Genomic DNA, 14740 nt, shown 5'->3' on the forward strand with positions numbered 1-14740 from the left:
CGTCCCGGGCAGTCATCCCCGGAGGGGTGGAGCGCAATGGGTGATTTGAATCTTCTTCACATGTGGGAGCAGATGGGCTTCGTCGCGAAGGCCGTCGCGTACATCCTCTTCTTCATGTCGTTCTGGTCGGTCGGCGTCTTCGTGGAGCGGTGGTACACCTTCTCCCAGGCCAAGAAGCAGTCCAAGCTCTATGCCCCGCAGGTTGCCAAGCACCTCAAGGAGGGCCGTCTCAAGGACGCGATCGCGCTGTCGCAGTCCAAGAACTTCCGGTACAGCCACCTTGCCAAGGTCGTGCTCGCGGGCCTGCAGGAGTACCAGTTCCAGTCCGAGAGCGGTCAGCAGCTCACGCGTGACGACCTGCTCGACACGGTGCGCCGCGCCATCCAGCGCGCCACAGCGCTCACCGGTAACGACCTGAAGAAGGGCGTTTCCTCGCTCGCCACCATCGGCTCGACGGCTCCGTTCGTCGGTCTGCTCGGTACCGTCGTCGGCGTCATCTCGGCGTTCCAGGGCATCGCCTCGACGGGCTCCGGTGGCATCGGCTCGGTGTCGGCCGGCATTTCCGAAGCGCTCGTCGAAACGGCGCTCGGCCTTGTCGTCGCCATTCCGGCGGTGTGGTTCTACAACTACCTGACGGGCCGTCTCGAGTACTTCAACGTCGAGATGGACAACAGCTCGTCGGAGATGGTCGACTACTTCGTCAAGAAGAGCACCTAGGTCGCTGGATGGCCGCCATGTGATGGTCGGCCTTCGATGACCGGTCCCGCGCCGACGGGACAGATTGGTTCGACAGGAGGCGCTCTCCGGGGCGCCTCCGTTCAGGAGAACACGCCATGGCAATGAGCATGGGGGGCGGGAAGGGCGGCATCAAGGCCGACATCAACGTCACCCCGCTGGTCGACATCATGCTGGTGCTGCTCATCATCATGATGCTCATCGCGCCCCTCCTGCAGAAGGGCGTGAACGTGCGGTTGCCCATCGCCGAGAACACCGGCGAGAAGCCCGACACGCAGGAACAGACGGTGGTGCATGTGGACGCGCAGCGGAACCTGTACGTCAACAACATCCAGGTCGCCGAATCAGAGGCAGTGGACCGCATCAAGTTCGCGCTCGAAGAGAAGGCCGAACGTATCGTCTACCTGAAGGGCGACACCGACGCTCCCTACGCGGCCATCATGAGCATGATGGACAAACTGCGTGAGGCGGGCATCGAGAACGTCGCGCTGATCACCGAGAGCAAGAAGGCGGAAGGGGAGGGCAACTGATGTCTGCCCACAAGCATCACGGCGCGGAAACCGTGCAGCGCGGGGAGACTCCCCACGCCAGCTCGGACATGAACGTGACGCCGCTCATCGACGTGCTGCTCGTGCTGCTCGTCATCTTCATGGCGGCGCTGCCCATGACCCAGAAGGGCACGGACATCAACCTGCCGCTCGAGACCAAGGGGGCCGACGCGGCCGACACGAGTACGCAGATCGTGCTGACCATGAACGCCGACCGTACGCTCTCGGTCAACAACCAGGATGTGCCGATGGGCGACCTCCAGCATCGTCTCACCGAGATCTTCGAGACGCGCAAGGAGAAGACGATGTTCATCCTCGGGGCGCCGACGCTGCCCTACGGGTTCGTCGTCCAGGCGATCGACGCCGCGCGCGGTGCGGGTGTCGACAAGGTCGGTATCGTCACCGAAGGCATGCGTCGCGCAGGCGGCGCCGACTAGGCTCCCCGGCTTCCACTTACGCCGAGAAACACCGAAAGCCGGCTCCCTCACCAGAGGGTGTCGGCTTTCGTGCGTCTGCGCCAGCGTCAGGTCGTGGTGCGCAGGGTCGTGCTGCCGCGAACGACCTTGGTACTGTCGGATGCACTGAAGGCCGGGCTGAACGCCTTCGTGGCAGCGTCCTGCATCTTCCGCATGGCCGGGTTGTCCGGAGCAGCGAGGACCTGCTTGTCTGGCCGGACGACGACCAGCGCGCGTTGAGCGTTCGAGACGGCCATATGTCCTCCTTGTGGCTGGATGGAGCCCTCCCTTATCGCAGGCGTGTGCCGACGACGTTCGAGCCGGCTGCCCACCTCACGCCGAGCGCATCGCCGTACATTGCACGCTCGACGACGATCTGCGGGGCCGGGCTGCCGAAGGCCTCGACCACCGCCCCGAAGCGCCGGCCTGCGGCCTCAGGAAAGTAGACACTTACTGGTACGCTTTCCCGGCTGCTACCGACCAGCGGGAAGTCGCGCGTGACGGTCGCCCCGTCTTCGAAGACGAGCGTCACCCGTGCCGTACCACCCGAGTCCGACGTGTTCGCGATGAGGATGTAGGTCTGCACGTTGAAGGGCCCGCCCACCTCCCCATCCGCGAGCCCCCACTTCGTGCTCGTGCGATCGGCGCCCGCACTGTTGTGCCCCTCGTGCCAGGTACTGCCGCCGCCCGGCCACCACATCGCGCGTTCGACGATGATTGGCATGCCGTTGGTGGACCGCACGCGCGCTGATACGGCGGTGTCGGCCAGTTGCGCGTCTTCGTGGTCGACCCAGATGTTGAACCGGCTCTGCGGGGCGACCGCGTAGTCGCGCGTGAGCGTGGCCCCGCCGGGCAGCAGGTAATCCACCGAGACAGGTGCGGCAGTCGTTCCCGGATTGGCGATGAGGATGAACAGGTCGAAGTACGGCCCCGTGGCACCCTCGGCCAGGAACCACTCGGCGGCCGGAGTCGTGATGCCCGCGCTCTCGTGTCCCGCATCGAACCCGCGACCCTGGCGCGTGAGATACATCGCGCGCTCGACGATGACGGGCACGTCGTTGGTGCTGCGGATCACGGCCGACACCTCGGCGGCGCCAAGCACCGGATCCTCGAGATTCACCCAGATGTTGAAGCGACTGCTGGCGGTCACCGTATGGGTGCGCACCAGTGGTGCCTGCGGTGCCGGCAGCAGGTACGTGACTTCGATCTGCGCGTCGGCGCTGCCAGGGTTCTGAATCAGGTAGAAGAGCTGGAAGCCGCCGATGGTCGCGCCTTCGGCGAGGTACCACTCGAGCGCGGGGGCGGCGATGCTGGTCTCGGCGTGGCTGCCGTAGCCGCGCGCGTCCCAGCGCATGGTGCGGTCGGCAATCAGTGGCTGCGTGGAGGTGATGACAGTGGAGAACTCGGCGTTGCCCATTCCCGGCAGTTGCTTGGGAAACACCGTCGCGCGCGCCAGGCCCCCGAGCGCGACGTCGTGCGTCACTGTCGTGCCGTCGCCCTTGAGGAACGCGAGCCTGGCGGTGGTGGACTCGCCCGTCGCGTTGAGCAGTGCGATCTCCGTGTCGAAGAAATCGCTCGTGGCGCCTTCGGCGAAGTAGCGCGTGAAGGTGCCGACCTCGGCGAGGAAGAACGACGCCACCTGGTCGCTCGAGAGGTTGGTGAACGTCTCGCTCTCGGGTGCGAACTCGAAGGAGAGCCTGGACGGCGTGATGGTGTAGGTGCCGCCAGCCGGCAGGTGGAGGACGTACGCGCCGTCGGCATCGGTCGTGACGGCGCGCGTGGTGGTGCCGGTGGCGGTGATCGTGATGCCGGGTACGCCCGTGTCGTTGCGGTCGCGCACAGTACCGGTGATGCGCCATGTCTTGAAGCCGGTGAAGTCGCCGACCTGGTCGGCGGTGATGTTCGTGAAGGTGCGCGTCTCGGGCGTGAAGCCATGGCCGGCGAGCGTCGGCGTCACGGTGTACGTCCCGGTGCCGAGGCTGCTGAAGGCATACGTGCCCGTGCCGCTGGTCGTCGTCGTGCCGGTGCTGGCACCGGTGCGCTGCACGGTGACGCCGCTCATCGGCGTGGTGCCGCCGAGCCGGATGGTTCCCGTGATGGAGTAGGACTCGACAGCGCCGACGCCGACGGCCCAGTCCGACAGCGTCGTCACGTTCGCGCGGGTGACGAGGCCTGGCGCAGACGATGTGCGCGCGCAGTCCCAGGTGCTGCCCGTGAACCGACACGCCGAGGTGGTGGCGTGGTCCGCCACGGCGTGCGGCAGCGTGACGCTCAGCACGTATCCCGCGCCCGTCGGCGTCATGGTCCAGAAGCGGCCGGGCACCTGGCCCGGGCCGGCCTGCGGGTGCGTCACATCGCGGCGATCGATCTGTACGCTGGTGAGTGCTCCCAACGTGGCGACGTTCAGTGTCGTACCCGTGAGACCGAACATCCGTGCGCCCGTGGTCATGGTGCGAATCGCGCGGATGATGCCGAGGTTGGTGAGCGTGCCCGAGACGGTGGGGTTCGTCGTCGAGTTGATGTCGGTCAGGACCGTGCTCGCCGCGACGGCGACGTTGACGAACGCTGTCGTGGCATTGAACACGACCGGCTGTATGCCGGTGCCGGCGAATGTGATCGTGCTGCCGTTCAGCCGGAGCGTGCCGCCCGAGCGCGTGAACGCGCCGGTGATCGTCGCGCTGGGGCGCCGGATGTCGAGGAAGCCGCTGGTGTGCGTCAGCGCGGCAAACGTCACCGAGGCGGCGTTGTCGAAGTCCGCCTGGCCGCCGCTGACGCGCGTCTCACCCGCATGCGCGTACGCGGCGAGCACGGTCAGCAGGCCGCCGCCGACGTCGAGCACGCCTGCACCGGCGATGGAAGCGCCCGCCGGGTGCGTGGTGTTGTTGGTGATGCGGAGGGTAGCGCCGGGACTGATGGTGGTGGCGCCGCCGAGGATACTGGTGCCGCCCTGAAGCCTGAGCGTCCCGGCCTGCACCTGGAGTTGACCGGGCGCGGTGGTCTCGATGCGGCCCTGGGCGATCATCTCGTCGGCGGTGGTCTTGCGGACGATGCCGGTGTTGAGGATGGGCTCACCGTTGAAGCCACTCGTGAGGATGAAGGTGCCGGTCGCCTGGTTCTCGTACACGCCCCCGCCGCCGACGCCGCTCGGCACCGCGTGGGTGAAGGTGCCCTGATTGACGAGGCGCCCGCCGGTGCTGAGGGTGCCACCCGTGCGGGTGCCGGTGGCCGAGGCGGCCAGGACGACGGCGTGCGGCGCGGTGCCACGCAGGAAGCCACCCGTCCAGGTGAAGGTGCCCGAGACTGTCAGCGTGCCGCTTGATGTGACCAGGTCGCCGCCGCTGCCGAGCGTCAGGTTGCCCACCGCCTGCGACGCGGCCACAGTCACGCTCCCGCTGGTGAGAATCGCGTGGTCGTCGCCATCGGGAACCACGCCGCACGACCAGCGCGCGACGTCCGTCCACAGGCCCGTACCGCTCCAGGTACAGTCAGCGGCGCGTGCCGGAACTGAGCACATGAGAACGAGGGCACACAACAGGACGGTCAGCCGCACGCGAGACATGGGTCACTCCCAGCGAGAGAACGAGATCTGCTGGAGAGTGCGGGCGCCCCGCGATGTGTTTCGCGCCGGGTCCTATCGTGACGTCAGACGAACCTGGAGGAAGGCGAGAGGTTCGACGATACCTGTCGCGTCGATACCTTCGAGCGACACGTCGTACAGGGCGTCCGGCAGCGCGGTCCGCTCGATGACGAGGGCGAGAGTGCGGTCGGGGGCGAGCGTCGTTGCCGTCTGGTCGTGGGCGACGGCCCCGCCCTCGCCGATGACGCGCACCCGATACGACGCGTAATCGTCACCTTCCGCAATGGGTACGCGCAGCAGGACGTGCGTGGCACGTGCGGGCACTGTCGCGGTCGTGGGGACCGCCCCGCGTGTGGTGCCCATCGGCAACTGTACGGCGAACACGACGCGCGCGGGCGGAGCGGGTGTCGTGGGTGCCGACCCGGCTCCAGGCGTGTTCGCCTGTCCCGCCGGATGGGTGGCCGCCCCATCGTCACCTTCTGGCGTGGCCGGGGCGGTCTGTGTGCTTTCGGCGACGGACGGTACCGGCTCTGGTGTGACGGCGTGGCGCGTGCCGCCGATCAGCAGCCACACGCCGCCGAGCGCGAGCAACGCCGCGGTGGCCAGCGCCGGACGCCACCACGCGCGCCGCGGCGCCGACGCCCGTCGCGCGGCGAGCGCCCGCGCGACGTCCACTCGAGCGCGCAGCCGTGGACGTGTGGTCAGGGCATGTTCGAAGGCATGGCGATCCGCCTCGCGCAGCGTACCGGCCACGTAGTCGTCCACCATGTCGGTCTCGATCTCGTCGATCGCCGCTGCCACGTCCGGATCGTCGAACGCGCGCACTTCCACATCGTCCACGCCGGCCTCGTCGAGCTGACCAAGGACGTACTGCCTGAACCTGTCGTCCAGAGTGAGAGTGGTTGCCACGCGTTCGTCCGTCACTGTCGAGTGTCCTCAGAGCCGAAAACGCTTCGCTCACGGAGGCACGCCCGCGTGCAACGCTCGATGGCGGCGCGCGCGCGGAGCATGCGCAGGCGGAGCGCGAGCGGAGACACCCCCAGTGCCGCCGCCTGCTCCCGACGTCCCTCGATGCGGTCACGCCCGTCGGCGCCGTAGTAGGCCAGCACCTGACGGCGCAGGTCGGCGTCGAGCCGGTCGAGGCAGCCATCGAGGCACGTCAGCGCCTGCTCGTGGGCAGTGGCGGGTTCGGACGCGACGTACAGCGGCTCCTGATCGATCGGCGCCATCGCCGGCTGCCGTGTGGACTCGAGGAAGACCAGCCGCGCGACGCCTCGTGCGTAGCTCGTCACGTTGCCCACGTCGATGCCCTCGGCGAGGCGCCGGCCGAGTCGGTCCAGCACTTCGTCGCACAGGCGGTCGGCATCGACACGACCGCGCACCTCGAAGTACCGCAGCAGCAACCGGCGCAGCGACTCGTAGGCCTCGCCGGCGGCGTCGTGCGTTGCGCCGAGTCGCTGCAGCAGGAGGTCGATCGGTGCGCCGGCCCGTGCGTTGGCCTGCGTCATGCGCCCACGCCCAGCACGACGAAGCCGGCCCAGTGACGCGGATCGCGCCAGCGCGCGTCGCGCCGCATCGCGCGCTGAGCGTCGGCGAGCGCCCGCTCCGGGCCGCGCCCGTCGCGGACGAGCGCCTGGTAGAAGTGCTGCATCAGCCGCATCGTCGCACGGTCGTCCACGTCCCAGAGGCTCGCCACGACGGCGCGCGCGCCGGCCTGCAGGAACGCGCCGGCAAGCCCCTGCAGGCCCTCGCCGCGCAGGTCCGGGCCGATGACCGTGTGGCAGGCGCTCAGCACCACGAGTTGGCCCGAGAGTGGCAGACCCACGACTTCGTGCAGTCGCAGGCGCCCGTCGATCGCGCGGCCGTCGCGGTCGACCAGCGCGAGGATCACGCTCGACAACTCCGGTCGGACCGCGTGCTGCTCGGCGTGCGTGGCCAGATGCAGGACGTCGATCCCGGTCAGCGGCAGGCCGGCGAGCGCGGCCTTGCTGGCGTCGAAGCCCGTGAGGACGGACGCCCTTGTCGCCACGCCCGCGATGGCGTCGGCCTCCGTGCGGCTGAAGGCCAGGCGCGCCGGCGTGAGTGTCCCGCCGGCGGGACCACGCGTGACGACGGGAGCGGCGGCCACGTGCGTCTCGAGGCGCTCGGGAGCGACGGGTTTCGCGAATCGTGCGTCGGACGTCGAGAAGACCGGGTCGGCAAGTACGGCGATGCGGACGTCGCGACCGGACACGTTGCGCGCTGCCAGTCCGGACAGCGCCGTCGCCGTCGGCAGGCGCAGGACCTCCACGCGAGCGATCAGCGGACCCGCGCCACTGGCGAGAGGAAGGGCGGCGAGCGGGATGTATTCGAGCGCGCCGTCCAGGACCACCGCGAGTCGCGTCGTCTCGACGTGCGGCTCGATGGGGTGCAGCACGAGTGACGCGAGGTGCGCGAGCGCACGCTCACGGTCGCCATCGCCCGTCTCACGTGCGAACGCGTCGTAGGCGTGACTGACTGCTGTGCGGATGACAGGTGCGGACGACAGATCGATCAGCGTGACCCGCGCTGGCGTGACGACCCATGCCACGGCCTGCGCGCGTCCGAACCAGTACGCGACAACCGTCGTGTCTCCGGACAGCGTTCGCTGAAGGGATGCGAGGTCGGGCGCCGGCGTGGCACGGCGCCAGGGCAGCCGCGCGCGCGCTTCGGCCCTGAACTCGCGCAACGCGAGCAGGCGCGCGTCGAGGTCTGCCTGTATCCGCGCGCGGTCCGTGTCCGGCGCGCGGCCGAGCGCCACGGCGGCCACGTTCACGTCGCGTTCGAGGTCCAGTTCACGCGCGCGCGCCGGGTTGTCGTCGGGCCGCGGCATCATGGCGTCGCCGAGCGCATCGAGCAGCCGCCGGCCGCGCGCCCTGTCTGCCGCTTCGAAGGCCGCGCGTTCGTATCCGGCATCGGGTGCGGCGCGGTGGCTCGCCAACAGGATCTCCACCTGCAGATCGAGCACGTCGGCGTGCCCGGCCATGTATGTCGCCCGCGATTCAAGGCTCGCCACGCCACCCCGCACCTGTTCGGTCGCGGCGATGGCCGCTTCCGCCTGCAGACGGGCCATCGCCAGGTCGCCGGTCGCGAGCGCCACACGTGCGCGCTCGGCCCGCACCGCGGCTTCGGTCTGCGGTGTGCGGGCGGCCGCGGTCGTCTCGATCGCCCGATCGAGCTCGGCGACCACTGACGGATCCGGTGCCGAGTCGTGCGCGCGACTGAGCACCACCAGCGAGCGCGCCACGCCGGCGGTGCGGTCGACGTCGCGCGACAGGGCGAGTGAGGCCGCCGCGTGCGCGCGCGCCTGCTCGGGTCGCGCGGCCGCAAGTTCCAGCCAGGCCAGCGACCGGAGCGTGGCGGCCTCGCCGTATCTGTCGCTCGCCTGACGCTTCAGTGTCAGTGCCCGCTCGATCGACGCGCGCGCGCGTTCGAAGTCTCCCTGCATCCGATGGGCGTTGCCGAGGCTCTGGAGCGTGGTCCCGAGTCGCGCCGGATCGTCATGGCGCAGGGGCACGGCCCGCTCCAGCGCGCTGACGGCGTCTGCGAAGTGGCCGAGGTCCAGGTACACCACACCCAGCGTGTGCATCGCGTAACCTGATCCTGACGTGTTTCCGATGTGCTCGAAGCGCCCCGCGGCGACGCGCAGGTAGCCGATGGCGGCCTGCAACTCGCCGAGCGCGTAGCTGTACGTCCCCATGCCGAGCAGTGCGTACGCCTCTCCCGATGCGTCGCCGTGCATGCGCGCAGCCTCGAACGCTTCGCGACTCGCGTTGAGGGCGCTGTCGGGACGTCCGAGGTGCGAGTAGATCGTGGCGCTGTTGTTCAACGACGACACGGTGAGTGCGACCTCTCCGTGGGCGCGACGAATCGCGATGGACTCCCGGTACTGCGCCAGGGCGTCGTCGTAGGCGTTCTGGCTGAAACGGACGGCGCCGAGGTTGTGCAGCACCGCCGCGCGTCCGAGCGCGTCGTGCTCCCGATCGTAGAGCGCGAGCGCTTCGCGGTGTGCCGCCTCCGCTTCCGCGATGCGGCCGAGACGCCGGAGCGCGATGCCGGACAACGTCGTGGCGCGGGCCGCCGACGCCAGTCGGTCGAGTTGCATGAACAGACCCGCGGCGAGCCGGAAGTGCACGAGCGCCTCGTCGGCGCCGCGTCCGAGCTTCACGAGCACGAGGTCTCCCAGCAGCAACGCGGCCTCCGCGTGCCGGCCCACGTCGCCCGATCGCTCCGCGTTCGACATGACGGCCGCAAGCAGATCGGCGGCCGCCATGCGATCGTCGGCGGTGCCGTCGATGAGCGTGCGCGCCCGCTCCAGTTCGTCACCGGTGGAAGGCGGCGTTGCCGGTGCTTGTTCCTGCCCGGACTGGCGCGGCCACACCGGTGCCGCGCTCGCGCAGAGCACTCCCGCCAGAACGAAGTACCGGACGAATCGTGCGCGCGGCCGTCCGGCCGTCAGGGCCGACGGTATCGTGAAGAGATCCATTCCGCGAGTCGTGTTCGGCGGATCTAATCACAGGTGGCTGCCCATGAAACACGAAGGGCGGTGCGCCCGTCAGCGCAGCACCTGCATCACGTCAGCCGCTGTGACGACAGTTAGGCCTCTCGGCCGCCGGCGAGCAGGCCGCGTCGGTGGCTGGTGGGCGATCCACAGCGCGAACGAGAGTGTCTTGCCAGCAAGGATCGGCAGCGTCGCCGCCCGGGCGGCGAGCGCGGCGGCACACCGGTCGACCTCAGTGTCGGAGCAGGTCAGTTTCACTTCACCCACCAGCACATGGTCGGGATTGCCTTGCTCGGCTGCCATGACGTCGATCTCCGTGAGGCCGCTGGCGGAGGAGCGTCCCCAGTAGCGAGAGGCCGGTTCGAAGGTACGGCCACTCAACGTCAACCGTGGCACGCTGCGTCTGGCAAGTTCCTCCCAGGCGGCCCCTACATGGCTGGGCATGTCGCGCCGAAGGTCTGCCTCGACCGCTGACAGCAGACCAAGCGCAAGTCTCGACCTGTTCGGCTCGACGAAGCGAAACCACGTGCGGAGGAACGGATCGGCGATATGGTACAAGGAGCGCTTCGAATCCCGCTCCGCCGCGCCGAACGGGACCTCGCGAGCGACGAAGCCGAGATCTACCAGTCGACCGAGTGGGCGCGCGAGCGACGTTGCCGGCTGACCGAGCCGTCCGCCGATCTCCGAGATGCGATGGCAGCCCTGGCCGATCAATGCAAGCACGGAAGCCGCGCGCGTTGCTTCGGTCATCTCGTCGAGCAACAAACGCTCGGGTTCGCGGTGCAGTACGCCGAGAGGGTCGAGGAGCAACGCACGCACGGCGTCGGCGTGCCGGCGATGGTCGCGCGCCAGTTCCCAGTAACGCGGGACGCCTCCCCATACAGCCCAACGCTCGACGGCGTCGGCGGGATCCCGTACAGGTATCGCGTGCGACAGCCACCCGGCTTCGAGCGGTTCGAGCTTGACGATCTCTCTGGCGCGTCCATGCAGCGGTGCCTGGGCATCGAGCAGCAGACCAAGCATCATGCGCTGCGACGATCCGCAGAGGATGGTCTTGCGCCGCCGGCCGCTGGTGAGATCGCAGTACTTCTGAAGCAGGGACGGCAGCTCGGGCGACACCGTGACGAGCGACGGAAACTCGTCGATGACAAGCGGCACGTCTGGTGGCGCTTCGCGCCAGAACCTGTCGAGCAGTTCATTCCACCCCGGGTATGTCACGGCGGCGAAGCCCGGCAAGAGCCGGCCGATCTCGCGTGCCAGCGCGTCCCGTTGCACCGGCGCGTTGCGGTCGTCGCCCACGTAGTAGACGACGGGCCGCTCTGCGACCAGCTCCCTGATCAGACGAGACTTGCCGAGGCGGCGGCGTCCGTACACGCAGGCCAGGGCATCGCCGTCATGTCGCAGCGCGCGGCGTAGCCGTGCCAATTCGGGACCTCGATCGAGGAACGTGTCCATGGATCCATACACTATGCCGCATCGGCATTATGTTCAATGGACATAATCATGGGCTGCGGGCTGGGCCGCGTTACTCGACCCGGCTGGCGGAGCTGCCGAAGCGACGGGCATGAAACACGAAGGGCCCGCCGGGATGGCTCCCGGCGGGCCCTCGATCCTTCCTGTGTCTTCCGCTTCGTTCAGAAGCGGTACGCCAGCATCACCTGCAGGCGGTAGACGTCCGACAGCGTGGCCGTCGGCTCGAACGTGCGGCTCATGAGCGACGTGCCCACGTTGCGCAGGCGGTACTGGAGGCGACCCTGCGCGTCGACCGACGGCGAGGTCAGTGGCTGGTTGCTCACCATGCGCTGGCCGATACCCCACTTGTCGTTCAGCAGGTTGCCCGCGTTGAGGACGTCGAGGCGCAGCTGGAAGTTGTGGCGGCGGCCCTTGATCGACGCGAAGAAGTCCTGCTGCAGGCTGAAGTCCATGCGGTGGACCATCGGCAGGAACACGGCGCCACGCTCGGCGTACTGGCCGCGGCGCCCGCTCAGGTAGGCATCCTGTGAGATGTACGCATCCCATGCGGCAGCCTGCTGCGCGGCGGTGAACGTCACCCCGCTCGCCGTGAACTGCTGGAAATTCATCTCCGACGTGTCGCGCGGGATGTAGATCAAGTCGTTGTTCGTGCCGCCGTCGACGTTGGCGTCGCCGGCGAACGTGTAGCTCGAGTTGCCGATGGTGCGCGACTCCCAGAAGAACGACGCGGTCGTGCCGCCGAACTTGAAGTACTCCTTCGTGTACGACCCGGCCAGCACGAACCTGTGGCCCATGTAGCCCGACGAGTAGCCCACCGCCGGGTTGTTCGCGTCGAACGTGATCGGGTTGTTGGTCCACGATCCGCCCGCCACCGACCCTGGATCCACGGTGTTCCTGGCTTCGCCGTAACTGTACGACGTGCGGAGGAAGCCCGCGCCGAACGACTTGTTCAGCGTGCCGGCCACGTTCCACGCGCGCCCTTCGTTCTGGTTCTTCAGGACGATGTTGTTCGTGATGCTGGAGTACAGGCGGTTGGACGTGTAGCGTGGACGCGTGTCGGCGCCGGCAAACGTCGTCTGCGCGGCGGGCAGGTTGGCGTTGATGTAGTACACGCCGTTGACGTCGCGGTTGTAGATCACTTCCGCGGTGCCGACGACGCCCCACGGCAGGCGACGGTCCACGGCGATGTTCGTGCGCCACAGCTGCGGGAAGCGGAAGTCCTTGTCGGTCATGGCGAACTCGCCCGACAGTGTGGGGTCGCCGGTGACTGTCGCCGGCTTGTACGCATCGGGGCTCGGGTTGAACGGCCTGAACGTGAGCGGGTTGGCGGCCGAATCGTCGTTCTGGATGAAGCCCGTGAGCACGCCGGTGTTGCCGATCTGGTTGGAGATCCACACGTATGCGGGCCGCCCGGTGAACACGCCCGTGCCGCCGCGCACCTGCGTCCTGCGCTCCTGGTCGACGGCCCAGTTGAAGCCCACGCGGGGCGACCACAGCGGTCGCGCATCGGGCAGCTTGCCGCTCGAGTACTGCACCGACTGGCCGTCCTCGTCGCGGAAGGTGAGGGCGTCGAAGAGCGGGTTGGCGAACGCGGTGTCGCCGAAGCTGGCCACGTCCATGCGGATACCGGCCGTGATCTTCAGGTTGTCACGCACGGCCCATTCGTCCTGCGCGTAGGCGCCGCTGTACCACACCTCGAGCGGCTGGAGCGGCTTGTCCATGCCCGGGATGTTGGCGTAGCGCACCTGGAAGCGGCGCAGCGCCACGGGCGACGTCGTGCGATTCGGGTTGGCGACGTAGTCGTTGGCGTCGGTGTAGAAATCGGCGAGCGAGTGGTACACGTACACGCTCTGCGAACCGGAATAGAACACGTTCTCCGACGTGTAGCGCTCGGTAGCCACGCCGAACGTCAGCGTGTGACGGTTGGCGAACTTCGTGAAGCTGTTCTGGAGCTGGAACGTGTTGTAGCGGAGCTCGTTGTTCGGCGTGAACGGCTCGAAACCGGCCGACGTGTAGAGGGTCGAATTGTCGAGAATCTCGATCAGCGGGAACAGCTTGCCGTCTCCGCGCACCGAACGGCTCTCGTCCTGCTTGGTGTACCCGACGATGAACGAGTTGGCCATCGTGCTGCCGATCGTGGAGTTCCACTCGCCGATGCCCGAGCGGATGTTCTCCATGATCTGGTAGTTCGAGTTCTGGAAGTTCATCGCCGTCGCGCTGGGCTGGCGTCCGCCGAACCCGAGCGACGAGGAGTTGGACGACAGCACGTCGGTCTTCGAGTCGAGGTGCGTGTAGCGGAAGGTGATCTTGTTGCTGGCGTTGAGGTTGTAGTCGCCCTTCACCAGATAGCGCCGCGCCGGGACCTCGAAGTCGTAGCCCGCGTAGGGCCCTGTCTGATAGCCGAACTTGTCGTTGAGGAACGCGCTGAACTGCGTGAGATCCGATTCGAGCACGCGCGAGACGCCTGACCCCGGCGTCTCGCCGCCCCTGTTGGGGCGCCACGTGTGCGCCGGCTGCGTGAGGCTCTCGTCTTCGCCGTTGAAGAAGAAGAACGCCTTGTTCTTCCAGATCGGGCCGGACGCCCAGCCGCCCCAGTTGGCGAACTCGAACGTGCCCACCGGCACCGTGCGCGCGCCGGCCTTGGTGCCGACCATGCTGTCGTCGCGGAACTGGCGGTAGATCGAGCCGTGGAACGCGTTGCTGCCGCTGCGGGTGACGGTGTTGATGCCGGCGCCGATGAAGTTGCCCTGCCGCACGTCGAACGGCGCGATGTTCACCTGGATCTGCTCGACGGCCTGCGGCGAGATCGGCGCGACGTTCGTGCGGTCGCCCGGCGAGTTGCCGAGGCCGAACGAGTTGTTGAAGTACGAGCCGTCAACCGTGATGTTGTTCATGCGGCTGTCCTGGCCGGCGATCGACAGCCCGCTGGCCTGCGGCGTGAGGCGCACGAAGTTCTCGAGACGGTTGCTCAGGTTCGGCAGCCTGGCGATCTGGTCGCGGCCGACCGTCGTGGACGCGCCCGTACGCTGCGTGCTGAACACCGGATCGGTGGAAGCGGTCACGGTGACCGACTCCTCGACGGCGATGCCCTTGACCGAGACGTTCATGTCCGTCGTCACGCCGAGATTGATCGTGATGTCGTCGAGCGTGTACGGCTCGAACGCGTTACCGGCGCCCACGAAGGTCACCGTGAGCACGTACGGTCCGCCCACACGCATGTTGGCGATGAAGTACCGCCCGTCGGCGCGCGTCGTCGTCTCGTAGTTGGTGCCCGACGGCGCGTGGATCGCGATCACGCTCGCGCCCGCCACGGGCGCCCCCGACGCATCGGTGACGATGCCGCCCAGCGACCCTGTTGTCACGCCCTGCGCCAGTGCCTCGCGCGCGGGGGCCATGAAGGCCATCACCGCCGCCAGCGCCAGCACCGTCATCA

Annotated in this window: 10 protein-coding genes; 3 read left to right on the forward strand and 7 right to left on the reverse strand. The window is 68.2% G+C overall.

Annotation, left to right across the window (positions count from 1 at the left end; genetic code table 11):
- The first annotated feature begins 72 nt into the window (after positions 1-72).
- The 3 genes from IT182_02355 to IT182_02365 all read left to right on the forward strand — a co-directional run bounded on the left by IT182_02355 (position 73) and on the right by IT182_02365 (position 1720).
- On the forward strand, positions 73-717 hold the full coding sequence (locus IT182_02355; GenBank protein MCC6162170.1) for a MotA/TolQ/ExbB proton channel family protein: 645 nt from the start codon (positions 73-75) through the stop codon (positions 715-717).
- A 116-nt stretch (positions 718-833) separates the two neighbouring features.
- The gene (locus IT182_02360) at positions 834-1265 is read left to right on the forward strand and encodes a biopolymer transporter ExbD (GenBank protein MCC6162171.1); all 432 of its coding nucleotides are present in this window, start codon (positions 834-836) and stop codon (positions 1263-1265) included.
- The gene (locus IT182_02365) at positions 1265-1720 is read left to right on the forward strand and encodes a biopolymer transporter ExbD (protein ID MCC6162172.1); all 456 of its coding nucleotides are present in this window, start codon (positions 1265-1267) and stop codon (positions 1718-1720) included. The genes IT182_02360 and IT182_02365 overlap by 1 nt, the downstream gene beginning before the upstream one ends.
- 86 nt (positions 1721-1806) lie before the next feature.
- On the opposite strand, the gene IT182_02370 is transcribed toward IT182_02365, so the two are convergent.
- The 7 genes from IT182_02370 to IT182_02400 form a co-directional block, all read right to left on the reverse strand.
- On the reverse strand, positions 1807-1995 hold the full coding sequence (locus tag IT182_02370) for a hypothetical protein (protein ID MCC6162173.1): 189 nt from the start codon (positions 1993-1995) through the stop codon (positions 1807-1809).
- A gap of 32 nt (positions 1996-2027) precedes the next feature.
- Positions 2028-5297, reverse strand: a complete 3270-nt coding sequence (locus tag IT182_02375) for a carboxypeptidase regulatory-like domain-containing protein (GenBank protein ID MCC6162174.1) — start codon at positions 5295-5297, stop codon at positions 2028-2030.
- 72 nt (positions 5298-5369) lie between these two features.
- Entirely contained in the window at positions 5370-6224 is an 855-nt protein-coding gene (locus tag IT182_02380) for a hypothetical protein (protein ID MCC6162175.1), read from the reverse strand.
- An 11-nt stretch (positions 6225-6235) separates the two neighbouring features.
- Positions 6236-6823, reverse strand: a complete 588-nt coding sequence (locus tag IT182_02385) for a hypothetical protein (GenBank protein MCC6162176.1) — start codon at positions 6821-6823, stop codon at positions 6236-6238.
- On the reverse strand, positions 6820-9819 hold the full coding sequence (locus tag IT182_02390; GenBank protein MCC6162177.1) for a CHAT domain-containing protein: 3000 nt from the start codon (positions 9817-9819) through the stop codon (positions 6820-6822). The genes IT182_02385 and IT182_02390 overlap by 4 nt, the downstream gene beginning before the upstream one ends.
- Positions 9820-9888: 69 nt before the next feature.
- Positions 9889-11289: an ATP-binding protein gene (locus tag IT182_02395; protein ID MCC6162178.1), complete on the reverse strand. Its 1401-nt coding sequence runs from the start codon at positions 11287-11289 to the stop codon at positions 9889-9891.
- A gap of 179 nt (positions 11290-11468) precedes the next feature.
- Positions 11469-14738, reverse strand: coding sequence for a carboxypeptidase regulatory-like domain-containing protein (locus tag IT182_02400; protein ID MCC6162179.1), 3270 nt, complete (start codon positions 14736-14738; stop codon positions 11469-11471).
- Positions 14739-14740 lie beyond the last annotated feature (2 nt).

Source organism: Acidobacteriota bacterium, from assembly GCA_020845575.1.
GTDB lineage: Bacteria > Acidobacteriota > Vicinamibacteria > Vicinamibacterales > Vicinamibacteraceae > Luteitalea.

Excerpts from the sequence above, each read along its gene's own strand:
- IT182_02355 (MCC6162170.1), top strand. The coding sequence starts at position 73 with ATGGGCTTCGTCGCGAAGGCCGTCGCGTACATCCTCTTCTTCATGTCG.
- IT182_02360 (MCC6162171.1), top strand. The coding sequence starts at position 834 with ATGGCAATGAGCATGGGGGGCGGGAAGGGCGGCATCAAGGCCGACATC.
- IT182_02365 (MCC6162172.1), top strand. The coding sequence starts at position 1,265 with ATGTCTGCCCACAAGCATCACGGCGCGGAAACCGTGCAGCGCGGGGAG.
- IT182_02370 (MCC6162173.1), bottom strand. The coding sequence starts at position 1,995 with ATGGCCGTCTCGAACGCTCAACGCGCGCTGGTCGTCGTCCGGCCAGAC.
- IT182_02375 (MCC6162174.1), bottom strand. The coding sequence starts at position 5,297 with ATGTCTCGCGTGCGGCTGACCGTCCTGTTGTGTGCCCTCGTTCTCATG.
- IT182_02385 (MCC6162176.1), bottom strand. The coding sequence starts at position 6,823 with ATGACGCAGGCCAACGCACGGGCCGGCGCACCGATCGACCTCCTGCTG.
- IT182_02390 (MCC6162177.1), bottom strand. The coding sequence starts at position 9,819 with ATGGATCTCTTCACGATACCGTCGGCCCTGACGGCCGGACGGCCGCGC.
- IT182_02395 (MCC6162178.1), bottom strand. The coding sequence starts at position 11,289 with ATGGACACGTTCCTCGATCGAGGTCCCGAATTGGCACGGCTACGCCGC.
- IT182_02400 (MCC6162179.1), bottom strand. The coding sequence starts at position 14,738 with ATGACGGTGCTGGCGCTGGCGGCGGTGATGGCCTTCATGGCCCCCGCG.